The organism is Candidatus Pelagibacter communis (assembly GCF_001179925.1).
Taxonomy (GTDB): Bacteria; Pseudomonadota; Alphaproteobacteria; order Pelagibacterales; family Pelagibacteraceae; genus Pelagibacter; species Pelagibacter ubique_E.
Genome location: NZ_CVSF01000006.1, coordinates 1 through 21,508 on the forward strand (window position 1 = coordinate 1; position 21,508 = coordinate 21,508).

General features: G+C 30.6%; 22 protein-coding genes and 1 riboswitch. Of the genes, 17 read left to right on the plus strand and 5 right to left on the minus strand.

Annotated features, from left to right (window positions below; genetic code table 11):
- The 4 genes from AMN70_RS00420 to AMN70_RS00435 all read left to right on the plus strand — a co-directional run.
- Positions 1–576, plus strand: a 576-nt coding sequence (locus tag AMN70_RS00420) for an ABC transporter ATP-binding protein (RefSeq protein WP_075500979.1), incomplete at its 5' end; no start/stop codon positions are given.
- A gap of 2 nt (positions 577–578) precedes the next feature.
- On the plus strand, positions 579–1,286 hold the full coding sequence (locus tag AMN70_RS00425; protein ID WP_075500981.1) for an ABC transporter ATP-binding protein: 708 nt from the start codon (positions 579–581) through the stop codon (positions 1,284–1,286).
- Position 1,287: 1 nt separating this feature from the next.
- Complete coding sequence (locus tag AMN70_RS00430) at positions 1,288–2,298, plus strand: branched-chain amino acid ABC transporter permease (protein ID WP_075500983.1); 1,011 nt, start codon at positions 1,288–1,290, stop codon at positions 2,296–2,298.
- Between the two features lie 35 nt (positions 2,299–2,333).
- A complete protein-coding gene (locus AMN70_RS00435) occupies positions 2,334–3,665 on the plus strand; it encodes a branched-chain amino acid ABC transporter permease (RefSeq protein WP_075500985.1) in 1,332 nt (443 codons plus the stop codon).
- 125 nt (positions 3,666–3,790) lie between these two features.
- Here the strand turns inward: AMN70_RS00435 and AMN70_RS00440 are convergent, their stop codons facing one another.
- Positions 3,791–4,981 carry an ABC transporter substrate-binding protein gene (locus tag AMN70_RS00440; RefSeq protein ID WP_075500987.1) on the minus strand — a complete coding sequence of 397 codons (1,191 nt, stop codon included), beginning with the start codon at positions 4,979–4,981 and terminating at the stop codon, positions 3,791–3,793.
- 106 nt (positions 4,982–5,087) lie between these two features.
- On the minus strand, positions 5,088–5,726 hold the full coding sequence (locus AMN70_RS00445; protein WP_256998009.1) for a YjbE family putative metal transport protein: 639 nt from the start codon (positions 5,724–5,726) through the stop codon (positions 5,088–5,090).
- Between the two features lie 33 nt (positions 5,727–5,759).
- On the opposite strand from AMN70_RS00445, the gene AMN70_RS00450 reads away from it, so the two are divergent.
- From AMN70_RS00450 to AMN70_RS00460, 3 genes are read left to right on the plus strand one after another with little or no spacing between them, the layout of a single operon-like run.
- The gene (locus AMN70_RS00450) at positions 5,760–6,785 is read left to right on the plus strand and encodes a TRAP transporter substrate-binding protein (protein ID WP_256998010.1); all 1,026 of its coding nucleotides are present in this window, start codon (positions 5,760–5,762) and stop codon (positions 6,783–6,785) included.
- Between the two features lie 51 nt (positions 6,786–6,836).
- Positions 6,837–7,319 (plus strand): TRAP transporter small permease, encoded by a 483-nt coding sequence (locus AMN70_RS00455; protein ID WP_075500991.1) that lies wholly within the window; start codon positions 6,837–6,839, stop codon positions 7,317–7,319.
- Positions 7,320–8,630, plus strand: a complete 1,311-nt coding sequence (locus AMN70_RS00460; protein WP_075500993.1) for a TRAP transporter large permease — start codon at positions 7,320–7,322, stop codon at positions 8,628–8,630.
- 14 nt (positions 8,631–8,644) lie between these two features.
- Here AMN70_RS00460 and AMN70_RS00465 read toward each other — a convergent pair whose 3' ends face one another.
- Both AMN70_RS00465 and AMN70_RS00470 read right to left on the minus strand, forming a co-directional pair.
- Positions 8,645–9,148 carry a tetratricopeptide repeat protein gene (locus AMN70_RS00465; RefSeq protein ID WP_102133131.1) on the minus strand — a complete coding sequence of 168 codons (504 nt, stop codon included), beginning with the start codon at positions 9,146–9,148 and terminating at the stop codon, positions 8,645–8,647.
- Complete coding sequence (locus AMN70_RS00470) at positions 9,145–9,921, minus strand: 5-oxoprolinase subunit PxpA (protein WP_179850359.1); 777 nt, start codon at positions 9,919–9,921, stop codon at positions 9,145–9,147. Before AMN70_RS00470 ends, AMN70_RS00465 begins: the two co-directional genes overlap by 4 nt.
- Positions 9,922–9,948: 27 nt before the next feature.
- Between AMN70_RS00470 and AMN70_RS00475 the strand changes: the two genes are divergently transcribed.
- From AMN70_RS00475 to AMN70_RS00520, 10 genes are all read left to right on the plus strand, one after another.
- On the plus strand, positions 9,949–10,623 hold the full coding sequence (locus AMN70_RS00475) for a 5-oxoprolinase subunit B family protein (RefSeq protein ID WP_075500997.1): 675 nt from the start codon (positions 9,949–9,951) through the stop codon (positions 10,621–10,623).
- Positions 10,616–11,560, plus strand: a complete 945-nt coding sequence (locus AMN70_RS00480) for a 5-oxoprolinase subunit C family protein (protein WP_075500999.1) — start codon at positions 10,616–10,618, stop codon at positions 11,558–11,560. Before AMN70_RS00475 ends, AMN70_RS00480 begins: the two co-directional genes overlap by 8 nt.
- A complete protein-coding gene (locus AMN70_RS00485; RefSeq protein ID WP_075501001.1) occupies positions 11,560–12,432 on the plus strand; it encodes a DMT family transporter in 873 nt (290 codons plus the stop codon). Before AMN70_RS00480 ends, AMN70_RS00485 begins: the two co-directional genes overlap by 1 nt.
- 31 nt (positions 12,433–12,463) lie before the next feature.
- A riboswitch (glycine riboswitch) is annotated at positions 12,464–12,550 on the plus strand.
- Between the two features lie 78 nt (positions 12,551–12,628).
- Entirely contained in the window at positions 12,629–13,732 is a 1,104-nt protein-coding gene (gcvT, locus tag AMN70_RS00490) for a glycine cleavage system aminomethyltransferase GcvT (protein WP_075501003.1), read from the plus strand.
- A complete protein-coding gene (gcvH, locus tag AMN70_RS00495; RefSeq protein WP_075501005.1) occupies positions 13,732–14,112 on the plus strand; it encodes a glycine cleavage system protein GcvH in 381 nt (126 codons plus the stop codon). Before gcvT ends, gcvH begins: the two co-directional genes overlap by 1 nt.
- Complete coding sequence (gene gcvP, locus AMN70_RS00500) at positions 14,112–16,982, plus strand: aminomethyl-transferring glycine dehydrogenase (RefSeq protein WP_075501007.1); 2,871 nt, start codon at positions 14,112–14,114, stop codon at positions 16,980–16,982. The genes gcvH and gcvP overlap by 1 nt, the downstream gene beginning before the upstream one ends.
- A 6-nt stretch (positions 16,983–16,988) precedes the next feature.
- Positions 16,989–18,227, plus strand: a complete 1,239-nt coding sequence (locus AMN70_RS00505; RefSeq protein ID WP_075501009.1) for an NAD(P)/FAD-dependent oxidoreductase — start codon at positions 16,989–16,991, stop codon at positions 18,225–18,227.
- A complete protein-coding gene (locus AMN70_RS00510) occupies positions 18,220–18,984 on the plus strand; it encodes a DUF1365 domain-containing protein (protein WP_075501011.1) in 765 nt (254 codons plus the stop codon). The genes AMN70_RS00505 and AMN70_RS00510 overlap by 8 nt, the downstream gene beginning before the upstream one ends.
- Entirely contained in the window at positions 18,984–20,162 is a 1,179-nt protein-coding gene (locus AMN70_RS00515; protein ID WP_075501013.1) for an SAM-dependent methyltransferase, read from the plus strand. Before AMN70_RS00510 ends, AMN70_RS00515 begins: the two co-directional genes overlap by 1 nt.
- Positions 20,163–20,180: 18 nt before the next feature.
- Entirely contained in the window at positions 20,181–20,729 is a 549-nt protein-coding gene (locus AMN70_RS00520) for a DUF3833 domain-containing protein (protein ID WP_075501015.1), read from the plus strand.
- Here the strand turns inward: AMN70_RS00520 and AMN70_RS00525 are convergent.
- On the minus strand, positions 20,726–21,487 hold the full coding sequence (locus AMN70_RS00525; RefSeq protein ID WP_179850360.1) for an SDR family NAD(P)-dependent oxidoreductase: 762 nt from the start codon (positions 21,485–21,487) through the stop codon (positions 20,726–20,728). The two genes, AMN70_RS00520 and AMN70_RS00525, sit on opposite strands and share 4 nt — an antisense overlap.
- Between the last annotated feature and the right edge of the window lie 21 nt (positions 21,488–21,508).

The following is a 21,508-nucleotide window of genomic DNA, read 5'->3' on the forward strand; positions in this document are numbered from 1 at the left end:
GACGCGCCTTCTTATGAATTATTTTCAAAAGGATTGTTGAGAACATTTCAAATAGCGCACGAATTTACAAATTTATCTGTTTTAGAAAATTTGATGATGGTTCCAGGTAATCAATCTGGAGAAAAACTAATTGACGCTTTATTAAAACCTTCTTTGGTAGCAAAGGAAGAAGAACAAATAAAAGAAAAAGCTTTAGAAGTTGTTGATTTCCTAAATTTAAGTCATTTGAAAAATGAATTAGCTGGGAATTTATCTGGAGGTCAAAAAAAATTATTAGAATTAGGCCGAACAATGATGGTTGATGCCAAATTAGTCTTGTTAGATGAGGTAGGGGCAGGAGTTAATAGAACTTTGCTAAAAGATCTTGGATCAGCCATAGAAAAACTAAATAAAGAAAAAGGTTATACTTTTTGCATGATTGAGCATGATATGGATTTCATAGGAAGATTATGTGATCCAGTTATTGTTATGGCAGAAGGATCAGTACTTTTTGAAGGTTCGGTTGAGGATGCAAAAAAGAATGAAAAAGTTATTGAAAGTTATTTGGGCAGAGGTTCAAAATTAAAGAACAATTAATAATGGCATTTTTTGAAGGTAATAATATGACAGGTGGATATGGAGGTGGTCCAGATATAATCAATTCATGTTCAGTGAATGTTGAAAGAGGAGAAATAGTCTCAATTCTTGGACCTAATGGTGCTGGAAAGTCTACAGCAATGAAAGCAATGTTGGGTTTAATAAATTTAAAATCAGGATCAGTAATTATTAATGGAAAAGATATTTCAAATCTTTCACCTCAAGATAGAGTAAAAGAGGGAATTTCATTTGTACCACAGACAAAGAATGTATTTGCAGGTATGACGGTTGAAGAAAATTTAGAAATGGGAGCCTTTTTAATTAATAATGAATATAAGTCAGTAATAGATGAAATTTATGAATTATTTCCTATTCTAAGAGAAAAGAGAGGTCAACTAGTTGGTGAACTGTCAGGGGGACAAAGACAACAAGTAGCACTTGGAAGAGCTTTAATGATAAAACCATCCGTTCTCATGTTAGATGAACCTACAGCTGGTGTCTCACCCATAGTGATGGATGAGTTATTTGATCATATCGTAAAAGTAAAAAGAACTAATGTAGCAATTTTAATGGTTGAACAAAATGCTAAACAAGCATTAAGTATTTCTGATAGAGGCTATGTTTTGGTAACGGGTGAGAACCGGCATTCTGGTACTGGAAAAGAATTATTAGAAGATCCAAGAGTAAGAAGCTCTTTTCTAGGTGGTTAATATGGACTTTGTAAACGCAATTATACTTTTATTAAACTACATTTTCGTTCCAGCTTTAGCATATGGATCCCAATTAGCACTTGGTGCAATTTTTGTAACTTTAATTTATGGAATTTTAAGATTTGCGAACTTTGCTACAGGAGACATGATGTCTTTTGGAACAATGTTTGTAATCCTATTCACTTGGTATTTTCAGTCTCTTGGAATTAGTCTTGGAGTTTTTCCCACAGCTCTTTTAGCAATTCCTTTTGCTATTATTTTTATGGTTGGTTACATGTTAATAATAGATAAATTTGTCTTTAAATATTACCGAACAAAAAAGAGTCCCCCTGTACAATTAGCGATGGTGAGCATTGGAGTAATGTTTGTTACTCAAGCAGTGGTTCGTATAATTATTGGTCCCTCTGATAGAAGATTTTTTGATGGAGAGAAATTTTTGATTAAAGCAGGTGAATTTAAAGAAATGACAGGATTAAATGAAGGTCTTGCGATAAAATCTACTCAAGTTATTACAATTATTGTTACATTGATTTTAGTTTCAACTTTGTTTTGGTTTTTGAATAAAACTAAGACAGGAAAAAGTATGAGAGCGTATTCTGATAACGAAGATTTAGCATTGTTATCAGGTATCGATCCAAAAAAAATTGTTATGACAACTTGGATCATAGCAGGGATCCTTGCTACAATTAGTGGTGCTTTATATGGTTTGGATAAAAGTTTCAAACCATTTACCTACTTTAATAATATGCTGCCAATATTTGCAGCAGCTATAGTGGGCGGTATTGGCAATCCATTTGGAGCCTTTCTCGGAGGATATGTGATTGCTTTTTCTGAGATATTGTTAACTTACGCTTATAGAAAATTTTTCATGTATGTTTTACCTGAAAGTATGGAGCCGGATGGCTTAATTCAATTGCTTTCTACAGATTATAAATTTGCAGTATCTTTTTCAATATTGGTCATTGTATTACTCTATCGTCCATCAGGTATATTTAAAGGGAAGGTGTTGTGAGAAAAAATTTAAACGTCATTGCTGCATACAGTATAATGATGGGGTTAATTATCCTTGTAGGTATATTTCAGTCTTGGAACATTGCTCTATCAATATTTAATCTTTGTCTTATTTCAGCAGTGATGACAATGGGTGCTAATATTCAATGGGGATATGCTGGTCTTATTAACTTTGGGATAATGGGTTTTACAGCTTTAGGTGGTTTGGCAGCTGTTTTAATTTCAGTAGATCCAGTTCAAGAAGCTTGGAGCGCAGGTGGATCTAATATTTTATTTAGTCTTTTTCTTATAATAGCGATGGTATTGGCTGTTAGATATATTTTAAAAAATTATAAGAAATCGAAAAACAGAACTTACATTGTAGCTGCTATCATAATTTTGGGAATTGTTGTCATAAGATTTATTTCAGAACCTGGAATTGAGGCAATTGAAAATGTAGAGCCAGCAAAAACTGGTTTTCTTGGTGGATTAGGTCTTCCAATTATTTTTTCTTGGGTTGTTGGAGCTTTTTTTGCAGGTGGATTGGCTTTTGTAATTGGAAAAGTAGCCTTAGGATTAAGAGCTGATTATCTAGCTATAGCAACTTTACTAATATCAGAAATTGTTATTGCAATTATAAAACATGAGGATTGGTTAACAAGAGGTGTTAAAAATGTAATTGGATTAAAAAGACCTGCACCTTATGAAGTAGATTTACAACAAACAGATTGGTTTATAAATCTAGTTGAAAAATTTAACTCAAATAAATTAAGTATAATTACTGATTTAACTGAAAGACAAGCAACTTTAAATCAATTTGTTATTGAAGGATCTTCGATTTTTGTAAAACTTTGTTACTCTGGATTATTTGTAGCTGTAGTTATTATCTTATTAATCTTAACTCAAAAAGCTCTTTATTCTCCTTGGGGAAGAATGATGAGAGCTATTAGAGATAATGAGGAAGCAGCAAATGCTATGGGTAAAAATGTAGTTAAACAACATTTATTAATTTTTGTTTTAGGGTCAGCTATAGTTGGAATTGCTGGAGCAATGTTAGTCACGCAAGATGGATTATTTACCCCAGGAAGTTACAGACCTTTGAGATATACTTTTTTGATTTGGGTAATGGTTATTATTGGCGGAAGTGGAAATAATTTTGGTGCAATCCTAGGAGGTTTTGTAGTTTGGTTTTTATGGATTGAGGCTGCTCCAATTGGGCTTTACCTAATTAATTTAACTACTGCTGGATTAGATGATACTCATTTTCTAAAAGTACACTTAATTGAAAGTGTGCCATATTTTAGATTTTTAATGATGGGAGTAGGTCTTTTAATAATAATGAGATATAGACCAAAAGGTATACTTCCAGAAAAAATAGAAATAAAATAAAATTATGAAATATATTATTACAGGAGCTGCAATAGCTTGGGCTTTATATATGGCTGATAAATATTTATTTTTTTAGAAAAAAACCCCCAACAAATTTATGCTGGGGGTTTAAATTTTAAGATAAATTATCTTTGTTTTTTAGTTTTAAATTTTCCGCCTTTAATTTCTTGTTCTAAGAAAGAACCTTCAGCTTCGCCGACGCTAGTAAAGGTAACTCCAGTTGCACCTTCATAATCAACTTTCTTACCTTTAGCTAATAAATCTAAACCTTTTTTAAGTTCACCAGGATAAATTTTTGTTCCGGGGCCATTAGCTACATCCATTACATTTTTTGCGATAGATGCTCTATCAGCTGAACCGCCTGCTTGCATCGCTAAAACAATTAAAGCAGCAGCATCATATGACTCTCCTGTGTAAGGACCAGAACTATCAATTCCAGCAGCTTTTGCTACTCCTGCAAAAACCCCAGAGCCTTTTCCAGTTGATCCAGGCATTGATCCAAAAGATTTTTTCAAATCTTTTCCAAACGCATCAACAAGTGATTGCCCAATCATTCCATCAGACAAAATAAATGTATCAAAAGCGCCAGAGTCTAAAGATGCTTGAATTATTCCTTTACCACCTTGGTCAAGGTACCCAATAACAGCAACTGCATCACCTCCTGCTGAAGCCAAAGTTGCAACTTCTGAAGAGTAATCAGCCTTCCCATCTTCGTGTGCAGCAACAGTTGTTACTTTGATACCGTGTGCTTTAACTGCAGCTTCGTATACATCAGCCAGTCCTTTACCATAATCGTTATTAGTATAACTAATCGCAACACTCTTTATTTTTCTATCTTTAGTAATATCAGCTAAAATTTGACCTCCTCTAGCATCAGATGGAGCTGTTCTGAAGAAATAACCTTTATCATCTAAAGTAGTTAAGCCTGGAGATGTTGCAGATGGTGAAATCATTACAACACCATTTGGAACAGCCACATTAGATGCTATTGCACCTGTTACTCCTGAACAGTCAGCACCCATAATTGCAGCTACTCCTTGAGAAATAATTCCTTCAGCTGCAGCAGTAGCAGCAGCAGAGTCAACACATGTAGAATCTGCTCTTATCACTTCAATTTTTTTTCCACCAAGCAGTGAACCAGAGTCTGATGCTTCTTTAAAAGCAAGTTCAGCCGATGCAGCCATTGCCGGTGTTAGAGATTCAATTGGGCCAGTAAATCCTAAAATAACTCCCATTTTAATCCCGTGTCCATCCGCAGATACATTTGAAGTAAAAGTAAACACAAACATAAATGCAGCAATAAATATTTTTTTCATTATTTTCCTCATTGATTGTTAACAATTTATAAAAACCAAATTAAATCTCATTTATAAGAAGATTCAACAAGCAATTTATCCTATTTATTGGGCTATTTCTGAGCTATTAAAAATACTTTCTAAACTCTTGATTAATTGACAATATATCGAGGTCCACTAATCCTCCAATCACAAGTTGTAGCGCTACTAATAAGATAAAAACTAGACCAACATAAGCTATCCACAAGTGTTTTTGGATGTAGTTTGCAAGATATGTAGCCAAAGCTCCTGTTAGAATGACTGAAAGTACTAGTCCAAAGATCATAAAACCAAAATTTCCTTTAGCTGCACCAACTACTCCAATCACATTGTCAAAACTAATCATTATGTCTGCTAACAAAACTTTATATACACTTTGTATAAAAGATGGTTCTTTAGATTTTTTGGTAGGTGATTTTATCTTTTTAATTTCAAAGAGGTCTTTTCTTAAATCATTTACAATCCAAATTAAAAGTAAACCACCTAATATTTTTATAAAGTAGAATTTAAATAAATATGTAGCAAAAAGAGCAAATATAATTTTAAAAATTAAAGCACCAGCAACACCCCAATAAATTATTTGTTTTTTATTTTTTGGAATAAAATTTGCTGAGATTACACCAATAATTATTGCATTATCTGCTGTTAAAATTATCGTAATAAAAATAATTTGAGCTAATATAAGTAATTCTTGTAACAAAGTAGAAACATAATATTCGATATTCAAAATAATTCAATTAAAAGTAGTATAATTTTTTTATTGATAAATTATTTAATACATTATGAAATAAGATTAAAAAAAAATGGAGGACAAATGAAGTTCATGAAATATTTTATAAGCGTTTTAGTTTCATTTATTTTGTCAATTAACGTTGCTATTGCAGAAAAATGGGACATGGCTCTTGCTTATGGAGCTGGGAATTTTCATTCTGCTAACGCAGCTGAATTTGCAAAAAATGTAACTGAAAAAAGTGGTGGTAAACTAACTATTGTTACTCACCCTGGTGGTTCATTATTTAAAGGTGGAGAAATCTTTAGAGCTGTAAGAACTGGTCAAGCTCAAATAGGTGAAAGATTTATGTCTGCTTTAGGAAAAGAAGATCCATTATTAGAAGTAGACTCTCAACCATTCTTAGCAACATCTTACTCAGATGCTATGAAATTATACAAAGCATCTAAGAATGAAATTATTAAGGGATTGGATGAAAAAGGTTTAGTTTTTCTTTATGCAGTCCCATGGCCTGCACAAGGTTTGTACAGTAAAAAAGAAATTAATTCTGTTGATGATCTTAAAGGTTTAAAGTTTAGAGCTTATAATTCAGCAACAATTAGAATAGCTGAATTAACAGGAATGGCTCCAACCAAAATAGAAGCTGCAGAAATTAGCCAAGCTTTTTCAACAGGGGCTGTTGAAAGTATGATTACATCACCCACAACTGGAAAAAATTCTAAGATTTGGGAAAACGGTGTAAAATATTTTTATGATATCGCAGCTTGGTTTCCAAAGAATATGGTAATTGTAAATAAAGATGCATGGAATAAACTAGATAAGGCAACTCAAGATTTAGTTATGAGTCAAGCAGCATTAGCTGAAAGAAAAGGTTGGCAACTATCAAAACAGGGAAATGTTGGAGATAAAAAAGCACTGGCCAACGCTGGCATGACTGTAGGCAAGGTAAATGCTTCTTTACAAGCTCATTTTGAAAAAGTTGGACAGACTATGGCTAAGGAATGGTCTGATAAAGCTGGATCAAGAGGTGCAGCTGTTTTATCAGCTTATAAATAATCAAATTTAACATTAAGGCCACTTATTTTATTTAAGTGGCCTTAAATCAATATGTTTGAATCTTTAAATAGAAATCTAAATAAACTTTATAAAATTTCTGGCTATATTGCTGCAATATTTTTAATATTTGTAGCAATATTTATTCTAATAGGTATTTCATCTAGAATTTTTGGTTTTTATATTAGAGGACTTGCTGAATACTCTGGATATTGTATGGCTTCAGCATCTTTTTTTGCTTTAGCTTATACATTTGTTGAAGGTAGTCATATTAGAATAACTCTTTTTTTAGAAAAATTATCTGGATTTAAAAAAAGGATAATGGAAATTTGGTGTCTAGCTATAGCAAGTTTTTTTTCAGGATACCTAGCATTCTATTTCATAAAGATGTTAATCATTTCATACAAATTTCAAGAAAGAAGCGAAGGTGCCGATGAAATCTTAATTTGGATACCTCAAACAAGTGTAGCAATTGGTTCAACAATATTTTTTATAAGTGTTCTTCACCAGCTTATTTTAATAATTAAAAAGAATTAAATGGCAGAAGTATTTTTAACAATATTTTTTATTAGTGTTTTATTATTTTTCTTAGGTTCAGGAATATGGGTAGCTCTTAGCATGATCGGAGTATCTGCTATTGGGATGATGTTATTTACATCAAGACCAGTTGGTGATGCGATGGCAACGACAATTTGGGGTACATCGTCGTCATGGACTTTGACAGCACTTCCATTATTTGTATGGATGGGAGAGATATTATTCAGAACTAAATTATCAGAAAATTTGTTTAAAGGTTTATCACCATGGATGCAAAAATTACCAGGAGGATTAATACATGTTAATGTCGTTGGATGTGCTTTATTTGCAGCAATATCAGGCTCATCTGCAGCAACAGTTGCGACGGTTGGTAAAATGTCCATACCTGAATTAAGAAAAAGAAATTATCCTGAAAAAATTTTACTCGGTAGTTTAGCTGGTTCAGGAACACTAGGTCTATTGATACCTCCATCAATTATTCTGATTATTTATGGTGTTGCAGTTCAAGAATCCATAGCAAAATTGTTTATTGCTGGAATTATACCAGGCATAATGATTGCTTTAATATTTATGTCATATGTAATTATTTGGTCTGTAATAAATAAGAAAGAAATGCCAAAAATTTTGGAGGAATATTCATTTCTAGAAAAAGTCAAAAGATCAAGACAACTTTTACCAGTTATATTATTAATTTTAGCTGTAATAGGATCAATTTATACAGGAATAGCAACTGCTACAGAAGCAGCTTCATTGGGAGTTGTTGGTGCATTAATTTTATCTTATTTTCAAAAAAGTTTAACTTTAGAAACGTTCAAATCATCTTTGTTAGGTGCAACAAAAACTTCTTGCATGATCGCTTTCATCTTAGCTGGATCAACTTTTTTATCTTTAGCTATGGGCTTCACAGGTTTACCAAGAAATTTGGCAATATGGATTCAAAATATGGATTTATCTCCATACGTATTAATTTTTGTGTTAATGATTTTCTATATAATTTTAGGAATGTTTCTTGATGGTATATCTGCCGTAGTATTAACAATGGCAATTATAGAACCAATGATAAGACAGGCAGGATTTGATATGATTTGGTTTGGTATTTTTTTAGTCATTGTTGTTGAGATGGCACAAATCACTCCGCCTGTGGGTTTTAATTTATTTGTACTTCAAGGTATGGCAAAAAAAGATATGGGATATATTGCAAAGAGTGCATTTCCATTATTTTTACTAATGGTTCTAGCAGTTATATTAGTGGTAATTTTTCCAGAAATAGCTTTATGGATGCCTGAACAAATGGTCAAAAATATTTATTAAATATTTTAAAATGTTTAATATTTGGATTTTTCACCAGCTATTACTGCTTTAAGCTGATCATACTCTTCGCAATTGCAACCTTTTAAAACCTCAAGCCTTTCGACTGCAAGATTATGTCTATTAGTTGCTACGTAAAGTTCTCCCAAGTATTCATTTATACCTACATGATTAGGTTCAATTGCTAAACCTTGAAGGTAATACTTTTCTCCATTTTCAAAATCACCAAGCTTCCTTGTTGTAAAACCTAAATAATTTAAGGTATCTGCTTTGTTTGGAAATTTATTATTAGATTGAATTAATAATTTTTGAGCTTTCTGGTATTTTTTTTTTGCTTTATCTAATTTATCTTTTTTTTCAAATTTTTTTGCTGCTTTTATATGTGAGAGAGCCATATCATATTGTGTTCTAGTTTTAGAGGATCCACTATCGCCTGATCCTGACGAACTTGATCCGGCTGAAAAAGAGCTATTTATTAAAAGTATTATAAAGAAGAAAGAAATAATTGAGTTTTTTATCATTTTAAAAATTTTTCCATTTTATTTAATTTTGTCAATTTAAGTCCATTATTAAGCAAGTTATTTTTAATTGATCTTGCAGTAGCTAAGGAACTTATATTATCTCCATGTATGCACACAGAGTCAATTTCACAAGGTATTTGCTTTCCACTGTGACAATTAAGCGACTGATTCTTTACCATAGTCAAAACATGTTTTTTTGCAATTTCTGGGTCAGTAATTAATGCATGAGGTTTTTTTCGAGATACTAAATTTCCATCATCTTCGTAATTTCTATCAGCGAATATTTCACATGCAATTTTCATATCTAATTTTTTTGCTGCTTGTTGCATTTTTGATCCAGTAGGAACTAAATATATTAAATCTTTACTAATTGACTTAATGATTTTTGCTAAAGTTGTAGCTAACTCTATATCCTCGCATGCCATATTATTCAGTGCACCATGAGGCTTAATATGGGATACATTTTCACCATGCTTGGAAGCAATTTTTTGTAATATTTCAAATTGATCTATAATCAACTTTTCAATTTCGGAAGATGACAAATTCATTCTTTCTCTTCCAAAATTTTCTGGATCGTTAAAAGATGGATGAGCTCCAATACTTACATCATTTTTTTTTGAAATTTCTATAACTTGACTCATGGTTTCTTCATCACCAGCATGATATCCACAAGCAACATTAGCTGAATTTACAATTTTTAGTAGATCAGGATCATATTTATTTGAGTGGTGTTTTGATTTTTCACCTAAATCACAATTTATATTAATTTCCATAGTTATAATAGTTAAGTATAACATGGCATGATAAAAAATATATCAAATCTTGGTGACGCAGCTCTGTATTGTGATTTCGGAGGGGAAGTTAATAAAGAAATCAATACTGAAGTGATTAAATATTTTAAAAGTATCAAAGAGGAAAATATTCCAGGAATAAATAATTTAACTCCGTCTTACAATAAATTGATAATATCATTTGATTTAAAAAAAACTGATTATAAAAATTTAAAAAAGATAATTGAAAATTTTGATATCAATACATACGAAGATTTAAAAAGTAAAAAAGTAGAAATTCCTATTTGTTGTGACGAAAGTCTTGGATTAGATATAAAAAGATTAGAGAAAATACTTAATACAGATAGAGAAAAGATATATGAGAATTTTTTTAAAATAAATTTTTTTTGTTATATGACTGGATTTATAGCTGGTATGCCTTTCTTAGGTGATCTGGATATAAATATGAGAGTGAAGCGACTTGAAACACCTAGAGTAAAAGTTCCAAAGGGATCCGTTGGAATAACAGAGCAATTTGCGAATATCTATACTTTTGAGAGTCCTGGTGGATGGAACATTATTGGTAATACTCCTTTAAGCATTTTTGATAAAACTAAAGAGACAGATCCAAATTTGATAAATCCAGGTGATACTGTTGTTTTTAAAAATATTACTAAAGATCAATTCCAAAATTATAATGAATAAGAATTATTTTCAAATCATCAGAGGTGGAATAAACACAACATTTCAAGATCAAGGTCGAAAAAATCTTTATCATATCGGTATTCCATTTAGTGGGGCGATGGATAAAAGAAATTATTTAATAGCAAATAAACTTGTAGGAAATAATTTTGATGCTCCAATTATTGAATTTGCATATCAAGGTCCTTTATTGAAATATTTTGGAAAAAAAATAAATATCGCTATTTCAGGAGATGTGAATTTTAAAATTAATAAAAATTCAAATGAGATTAATGGTAAATGCTATCAATCAATTGTATTAGAAAATGGTGATGAATTAGATATTATTTCTACCAATAAATCTGTTTATGGATATTTAGCAATTGGCGCTCAATTAAAATTAAAATATCAATGGTCGAGTTGTTCAATCAATACTAAAGCGAATATAGGTGCTAATGATGGTAGGAAATTAGAAAAAAATCAAGAAATTGAAATTTCAAAAATTAATGAACATTTGATAAATAAAAAATTAGATTATTTAAATTCAAAGATTGAAAAAATTAGAGTAATCAAAGGAACTAATTTTGATTATTTTTCAGAGGAAGGAAAAAAAATTTTCTTTGAGAAAGAATTTACAGTTTCAAAATTATCTGATCGAATGGGAATGAGATTAGAGGGATCAAAAATAGAAAATATTGTTGATACCAATATAAAATCTGAGGGTTTAATAAAAGGCGTTATACAGGTTCCGGCTGATGGAAACCCTATAATAATGCTATCTGATCATGGCACAATTGGTGGTTATCCTAAGATAGGAGTAGTTATAAGTGCAGATTACGATAAATTGGTTCAATTAACGCCAGGTTCTAAAATAAAATTTAAAGAGGTAAATTTAACTAGTGCAGAAAATTTATTTAGACTGTATGAATTAGAAACTCAAAATTTAATTTCGCAAATCTAATGAATTTTATCAAAAATTTACCAGGACCTCTTTTGGTTTTTTTTGGAGCAGTAAGTTTAAGTTTTGGAGGCTTAATTGTTAAATCATTTGAGGGATCAACACTTTGGCAAATATTGTTCTGGAGGTCTTTTTTTTTTATAATTGTTGTAAGTATATTTCTTTTACTAAACTACAAGAGAAAAGTTTTTAATGCTCTTTATATTTCAGGTTTACCAGGAGTCATTGGTGGAATAATATTATCAATTGGTTTTGTTAGCTATGTATTTGCTATGTATGAAACAACAGTGGCTAACACTAATTTTATAATTCAAACTCAAACTTTATTTCTAGCAATATTTGGTTATATTTTTTTAAAAGAAAAAGTTTCTAAATTAACTATTTTTTGTATTTTGATTGCAATATCTGGTATTTTTTTAATGTTAGGAAGTACTATATCACCAGGACAGATGACAGGTAATCTCGTTGCATTTTTAATGCCGATTTCATTTGCAGTTTTAATCTTGATTGTAAGAAAATTTCCTGAAGTAGATATGATCCCACTTCAACTTGTAGCTGGAATTTTTGCGATGATAGTGGGTTTTTTAATGTCACCCACAATCTTAATTTCCGCTAAAGATATATTTTTTGGATTCTTAGCAGGTTTTTTTCAACTTGGTTTTGGATTTATTTTGATAACTATTGGGGCAAGATCAACACCATCTGCCTTCGTGGGAATCATAATGTTAACGGAAGCTGTTTTAGGTCCTTTATGGGCTTGGATGTTTGCTAATGAATATGTTCCTTTATCTGTTTTAATTGGAGGTTTGATTGTAATTTCAGCGGTTGTAATACAATTTTTAGACAGATTCATTAATAAAAAACAGACACTTTAGTCATTTAAGTTAATCTAATTTTATGTTAAGAATAATATATACGGGAGAGACTACTTTTGTAGCGCCGAAGGAGCAACCGCCCAGGAATCTCTCAGGCAAAATGGACCGTAACATATTAACTCTGGAAAGAGATTAAGTTCTCGCCGAAGGAGCAAAACTCTCAGGCAAATATACAGATGGGTACTAAAGAGTTAATATGGAAATAAAAAAAACATCTCTAAATAAGCTTCACCAAGACAATAAAGCTAAATTCGTCGAATTTGCTGGATATGAGATGCCCATACAATATAGCAAGGGTATTATTGAGGAGCACAAATTCACTAGATCGCACTCCGGGATATTCGATGTATCTCATATGGGTCAGTTATTTATATATGGTGATGAAAGTTTAGCAGAACAGCTTGAAAAAATCTTTCCATTAGACTTAAAAAACCTGAAACTAAATTGTTCTAAATATAGTTTTTTAATGAATGATGAAGCTGGAATTTATGATGATTTGATTATTACAAAAATTGAACAAGGTTTTTTAATTATTTTGAATGCTGCATGCAAAGAAACAGATTTTAAGATTTTATCAAATATATTAGGTACAAAATTTAAAATGAATTTAGACAATGATAGATCTTTGATAGCAATACAAGGACCTAAGTCTGTTGAAATTTTAAACTCAATTATAAATGGGGTGGATCAATTAAATTTTATGACAGGTAATTGGTTTGACTTTGATAATCAAAAATTATTTGTCACAAGATCAGGTTATACAGGGGAAGATGGATTTGAAATTTCGATTTCTAACGACAAAGTTGAAAAATTTGTAGAAAATTTATTAGAAAAAGGAGCACAACTTATAGGACTTGGGGCAAGAGATACCTTGAGATTGGAAGCAGGATTATGTTTATATGGTCATGAACTAGATATTAATAAAACACCAGTTGAAGCAAACCTAAGATGGGCAATTTCAAAATCTAGATTATCAAATGGAGGTTTTATTGGATCAAAAAAAATTATGAACCAAATACAACATGGTGCAAGCCAAATAAGAGTAGGTATTAAGCCAGAGGGTAGATTGATTGCTAGAGAAAAAACTAAAATATTTGACAATAAGGATACTCAAATTGGTGAGATAACTAGTGGAACGTTTGGGCCAAGTGTAAATGGTCCTATAGCGATGGGTTACGTTGATAAAGAGTTTTCAAAAGTTGATACTAAAATTTTACTAGAGGTAAGAGGAAAAAAACATCCAGCAAATGTTTGTGCATTACCATTTTATAAAAAAAATTATGTGAAAGGAGTAAATTAATGAGTGAAGTTAAATTTTCTAAAGAACATGAGTGGATTACTGTAGATGGAGATGTAGCAACAATAGGAATTACAAAACATGCAACTGAAATGCTTGGTGATATAGTTTTTGCAGAACTTCCTGAAAAGGGATCTAATGTTGAAAAAGATGGTACTGCAGGGGTTGTAGAGTCTACAAAAGCAGCTAGTGATGTTTATACTCCAGTGAGTGGTGAAGTGGTAGACACCAACCAGTCTATAGTGGACGATCCTGCCAAAATTAATGAGGACCCTGAAGGTAGTGCATGGTTTTTTAAATTAAAAATTAAAGATTCTTCTGAGCTAGATACTTTAATGAATAAAGATGAATATGATAAATTTGCAAAGGAGACATCAAGTTAATGTTACATAATTCACAAAAAGATTTTATTAGAAGACACATAGGTCCATCAGAAAAGGACCAAGAAAAAATGCTTAAAGATCTTAACTTTAAGTCATTAGATGAATTTATTAATAGTACCATACCAGAAAAAATTCAGTTTAAAGGTGAGTTAAATATCGGTGAACCAAATTCAGAATATGAAGCTTTAAGAAAATTAAAAGCAATTTCAAAAAAAAATCAAATTTACTCAAATTTTATAGGCATGGGTTATTATGGAACTTACACACCATATGTAATTTTAAGAAATATATTAGAAAATCCTGGATGGTATACATCATATACACCTTATCAGCCTGAAGTAGCCCAAGGTAGATTAGAGATGCTACTAAACTTTCAACAAATGATTGTTGATTTTACAGGAATGGATATTGCAAACGCGTCTTTACTTGACGAAGGAACAGCAGCTGCCGAAGCTATGGGTCTAAGTCACAGACTTAATAAAAGTGATAGCAATTTAGTTTTTGTTTCAGAGAATTGTCATCCACAAACAATTGATGTTATTCAAACTAGGGCAGAGCCAATGGGCCTTAAAGTCCTTGTTGGAAACGAGGATAAAGTTCTAGAGCAGCTAAAAGAAGATATTGTTTGCGGAGTTCTGCAATATCCAGGAACTTTAGGTGATATTAAGGACCCTGGTGAAGCAATAAGTAAAATTCATAAAAAAAATGGAAAAGCAATTTTAGTTTGTGATCTCCTTGCACTTGCAAAACTTAAAACGCCAAGAGAACTTGGAGCTGATATTGCAGTCGGTAGCTCGCAAAGGTTTGGAATTCCAATGGGTTATGGAGGACCTCATGCAGCCTTTTTTGCAACAAAAGATGAATACAAACGATCTATGCCAGGTAGAATTGTTGGGGTTTCAGTGGATAGGCATGGAAACAAAGCTTATAGATTGTCATTACAAACTAGAGAGCAACACATTAGAAGAGACAAAGCCACAAGTAATATTTGTACTGCTCAAGCCTTACTAGCGATTGTTTCAGCAGCATATGCCATTTATCACGGACCAGATGGAATTAAAAGTATTTCTGAAAGAGTATCTCAACTAGCAAAAAATTTTGCAGATAAAATAAAACAATCTGGATATGAATTATACTCAGATTATTTTTTTGATACTGTAACTATTATTACCAAAGAAAAGACTGATCAGATTTTCAAAAATGCTTTAGACCAAAAAGTTAATATTAGAAAAGTAAATTCAGAAATGCTATCTGTTTCGTTCGATGAAAGAAAAAATGTTTATAGAGTAAATCAATTACTAAAAATATTTAATGCAGCAGAATCAATTAAAAAAGAGGATCCTACTGTTAGCTTACCAAATTTACCAAAAAATTTATTAAGAACTTCAAAATATTTGGAACACCCCGTTTTTAATTTATATCATTCAGAGACAGAAATGCTTAGATATCTTAAAAAGTTAGAGGATAAGGATATAGCTCTTAACAGAACAATGATCGCTTTAGGTTCATGCACTATGAAATTAAATGCTACTGCAGAAATGATACCTATTTCGTGGAGAGAATTGGCTGAGCCCCACCCATTCGTACCTGTCGAACAGATGGAGGGATATAGAGAAATGTTCACAGATCTTAAAAATTGGTTAAGATCTATTACCGGTTTTTCTGGTGTTTCACTTCAGCCAAATGCAGGAGCTCAAGGTGAGTATGCAGGCTTAATGGTAATAAGAAAATACCATTTAGATAGAGGGGATGAAAATAGAAATATATGTTTAATTCCAAGCTCAGCACATGGAACTAATCCAGCAAGTGCACAGATGGTTGGAATGAAAGTTGTAGTTGTTGACTGTGATAAAGAGGGAAATGTTGACTTCGAAGATTTAAAGAAAAAAGCAGAATTGCATTCAGAGAATCTTGGTGCTTTAATGGTAACTTATCCTTCAACACATGGTGTATTTGAAGAAAAAATTAAAGATATATGTGAAGTAATTCATGAACATGGTGGTCAAGTTTATATGGATGGAGCAAACTTAAACGCACTTGTTGGAGTTGCAAAACCAGGAAATTTTGGTCCTGATGTTTGTCATATAAATTTGCATAAAACATTTTGTATTCCGCATGGTGGAGGAGGACCTGGAATGGGACCTATCGCATGTAAAAGACATTTACAAGTTTATCTGCCTAATCATCCAGTCGTAAAAGATTGTGGACCTGCAAGTGGAATAGGTGCCGTTTCAGCAGCTCCTTGGGGAAGCTCAAGTATTTTATCAATTTCTTGGATGTATATTAAGATGATGGGTTCAGAGGGTGTAAAACTTGCAACACAAATTGCAATCCTAAATGCAAATTATATTGCTCATAGACTTAAAGATCATTATCCAATTCTTTATAAAGGCTCAAATGGAAATGTAGCACATGAATGTATTATTGATATTAGATCAATTAAAAGCGAAACAGGGATTACAGAAGAAGATATAGCTAAAAGATTAATAGATTATGGATTTCATGCACCAACAATGTCATGGCCAGTTGCTGGTACAATGATGATTGAACCAACAGAGAGTGAGAGTTTATCTGAACTGGATAGATTTTGTGACACTTTGATTAGCATTAAAGCGGAAATAGATATGATCAAGTCAGGTAAGTTTGATAAAGTTGATAACCCTATTAAAAATGCACCGCATACTGATATGGAGTTAGCTTCAGATGAATGGAGTCATAAATATTCAAGAGAGCAAGCTGCATACCCAGCAAAATTCTTAAAAGCAAATAAATTTTGGCCTCCAGTTGCAAGAGTAGACAATGTATATGGAGATAAAAATATTTTTTGCACTTGTCCAAGTATGGATGAGTTTAAAGAAGATGCAGCTTAATAATTAATGAAAATTGCAGTTGTTGGGTCAGGTATTTCTGGACTAAGTGCTGCTTATTATTTATCTAAAAAACATCATGTAGATCTTTTTGAAAGAGAGGATCATTTTGGTGGACATTCTCATACTATAGATTTGTTTTTTGATGAAAAAAAAGTTTCTGTTGATATTGGTTTTATTGTTTTTAATTTTCAAACTTATCCAAATTTAATTAAATTTTTTAAGGAAAATGATATTCAAATTGAAAAAAGCAATATGTCTTTTTCAGTTTCAGTAGATAATACAAATTTTGAATATTGTGGAAAAGGAATAAGCGGAATTTTCTCTAGTAAATCAAATTTATTTAATATTAAGTTTTTAAAAATGTTTTTCGATATAATAAAATTTTATAAAAAAAGTGATAAAGTCAGTACATTAAATGAAAAAATCACTTTAGGTGAATATTTAAAAATTAATAAATTATCCAAAACGTTTATCGATTATCATATAATACCAATGGTATCTGCAATTTGGTCTATGCCTCCTTATGAGGCAAGCAAGATGCCAATAAATTTCTTTTTAAAATTTTTTCAAAATCACGGTTTGTTTAAATTAAAAAACAGACCACAATGGTACACAGTAACTAATAGAAGTAGAACCTATGTTAATAAAATAATTTCACAAATAAGTGGAGAACATTATAAAAATTATAAAGTCACAAAAATAAAAAGAAAAACATCAGGACTAGATTTATATTATGGTGGAGAAAGTGAATTTTTTGATTACGATAAGGTTATTTTGGCAACACATGCAGATGAAGCTCTAAAATTAATCGAAAATCCTACTGACGATGAGAAAAATGTTCTTTCAAATTTTAATTATAAAGAAAATATAGCTTATATTCATACAGATATACGAGCCATGCCAAAAAATAAAAAAGCCTGGTCTTCTTGGAACTCTTCAATAGATGATAATAATTTAGAGAAAAATTCAATTACGTATTGGTTAAATTTATTACAAAACCTTAAGTGTGATAAAAATATTTTCTTAACATTAAATCCTTACTTTAAGATTGATGAAGATAAAATATTGAGAAAAGTAAAGTTTACACACCCATATTATGATCAAAAAGCATTAGATGCTCAATCTGAGCTTGTTAAAATACAAAATAAAAAAGATTTACTTTTTTGTGGAAGTTATTTTGGTTACGGATTTCATGAAGATGGAATAAAATCATCTATTGAAATGCTACAAAACCTAGATGACTAATTCTTGTATATATAATGGAAGTGTAATCCATAAAAGATTTAAGCCAAAAGAGCATTTCTTTAAGTATAAAGTATTCTCTTTATTTATTGATCTTTCAGAGCTCGAAGAGCTTAACAAAAACTTAAAATTTTTTTCGTTTAATAAATTTAATTTAATTAGTTTCCATGAGAAAGACCACGGTGAACGAGACGGCTCATCTCTTCTAGATTGGGTAAAGTTGAATTTAAGAAATAACAACATAAGCACTGAAAATATTAAAATTAAACTTTTATGCTATCCTAGAATATTAGGTTATGTTTTTAATCCTCTGAGTATTTTTTTTATATATAACAGAAATGAAAATTTGATTTCTATTTTGTATGAGGTTAAAAATACATTTGGTGAACAACACACTTATATATTTAAAGTAGAAAGTGAAAATAAGTTAATTCAAAATAATTGCTCAAAAAAATTTCATGTTTCACCGTTTATTGAAATGAATTGTAATTATTTTTTTAGGATATTAAAACCAGGAGAGAATTTGTCAGTTAAAATAGATCAGTACGATCAAGAAGGAAAAATTCTTTTTGCATCCCAAGATGGCAAAAGATCTGATTTGACAAGTAAAAATTTAATGAATTCGTACCTAAAACACCCCTTAATGACATTTAAAATAATTTCTGCGATACATTTTGAAGCGTTTAAATTGTGGATTAAAGGAATTAAGTTTGTGAAAAAAAAGTTAAAAATTAAAAATAATATAACAGTAGAGAATTAATGTTTTTAGATAAAACAGCAGATAAAATAGTTTTTAAATTTCTTAATAATATCAATTATGGGTATCTTGAATTAATAACTTTTGACGGGAAAATTTTAAAATTTGGAAATTCAGATGAAAAATTGAGAGCAAACATTGAAATTAAGAAACCAAATTTTTGTTTCAATCTTATTAGAGGTGGCAGTATAGGTTTTGCTGAAAGTTATATGAGAGGTGAATTTGAAACTGATAATCTATCAAATCTAATTGAATTAACTGCTAGAAATATTCAAGTAATATATAAATTCTCAGGACTTCTTGATTTTCCAATAATTAATTTTGTTAAAAACAAAATAATCAAAAATACAAAAAATCGAAGCAAAGAAAATATTGCTAAACATTATGATTTAGGTAATGATTTTTTTTCACTTTGGTTAGATGACACATTAACTTATTCTAGTGCTATATTTGACGATAAATCAAAAAATCTCTCTGAGGCTCAAAATAATAAATATCAAAAATTAATAGATCTTATCAAACCAAATAATGGTGACAAAGTTTTAGAGATTGGATGTGGTTGGGGTGGCTTTGCGGAATATTTAGGTAAAAAATATGATGTTAAACTTGATTGTATAACAATATCAAAAAAACAATTTGAATACACAAAAGAGCGAATTTTTAAATGTGGTTTAAATGAAAAAGTTAATATCGAAATAAAAGATTATAGGGATCTTAAAGGCAAATATAATTCAGTAGCCTCAATAGAGATGATCGAAGCTGTCGGTCAAAATTATTTAGAAGGATATTTCAAAACCATAAAAAATAATTTATCCAATGGTGGAAAAGCTGCTATTCAAGCAATTACAATAGATGACAGTCTATTTGATAGATATAAAAATAAGCAAGATTTCATTCAAAAATACATTTTTCCAGGAGGTTTTTTACCAAATAAAAATAGTATTAATCGTTATGTTTCTGACAATGGATTAACTATTAATTCTTACGTTTCTTACGCAGATCATTATGCAAATACTTTAGCAATATGGAGGAATGAGTTTTTAAAAAAATGGGATCAAATTAAAAATCAAGGTTTTGACTTAACATTCAAGAGAATGTGGGAATTTTATTTGTCTTATTGCGAGGCTGGCTTTAAGTCAAAGAATATAGATTTAATTCAATTTTCAATGCAAAATAAATAAGAAATTAAGGAGATATTAATGAGTTATTTTAAATCAACTAAGTCAATTTTATTGATAATTTTGTTATTCTTAATTACAAGTTGCTCAAATAATAGCGCCATGAAACCTGAAGATTTTAAAGATAAAAAACCAAGATTAGTAATTGAAGAGTATTTATCAGGAAATGTGAAAGCTTGGGGAGTTTTACAAAATAGATCTGGCAAAGTTACCAGACAATTTTCCGCTGATTTAGATGGAACCTGGGATGGCAAACAATTAATTCTCAAAGAAAAATTTAATTGGGATGATGGTGAAATTCAAGACAGAGAATGGACGATCACAAAAATAGATGAGAATAATTACGAAGGCACCGCAGGAGATGTTGTGGGAAAAGCTAAAGGATATTCATACGGATCAGCATTCAAATTTGAATATGTTCTTTTAGTGCCTGTAAAAGGAAAAGAAATGAAAATCACCTTTGACGACTGGATATTCAAGCAAGATGATCGTGTCGCGATAAACAGAGCAACTATGACAAAGTTTGGTATCAAAGTCGCCGAACTTACTGTGGTGTTTGTTAAAGATTAATTTTTTTTTTGATATTTTGTCATTTTACCAACTAAACCAAAATATATTTTACTTGGCAAGAAGCTGAGAATTTTAAGTATAAGTGTTAATGATTTTGGAAAATGAATTTCAAATACATTCTTGTTAATTAATCCATCATAAATTTTTTCAGCTGCATATTCTGTAGTTTTTAAAAATGGCATTTTAAAATCATTTTTATCAGTCATTGGTGTTTTTATAAATCCAGGTGATACTAAGCAGACACGTACATTTGATCTTTTAAAATCGAAATATAAACTTTCTGCTAAATTATTTAAAGCAGATTTTGAAGGTCCATAACCGGTAGAATTTGGTAATCCTCTGTATCCAGCTATAGATGATACAATAGTAATAATACCTTCTTTTTTATTTTTGAAATATTCTTCTACAGCTTTAATACTATTTAATGTTCCAAAAAAATTTACCTTAAATACATCTTCAATTTGTTCAACATCAATATCCTTTTCTTTTTTTGGATTCCATGTTCCTGTTGAAAAAAAACAAATATCAATATTTTGAAATCTATTCTTAATTTGCTCAAAAACCTCTCTGCATTTTGACTTATCTGTTACATCTAAAGGAAATCCATGAATGTTATCATTATTATCAGAAATTTCCTTAAGTAGATTTTCACGTCTTGCTGAAATTGCCACATTCCAACCCTCGTTAGCAAATTTTATAGCCAAAGCTTTACCTATTCCAGTGCTTCCACCAGTTATCCAAATAGTTTTTTTATTCATTATATAAAGATGTATATTATT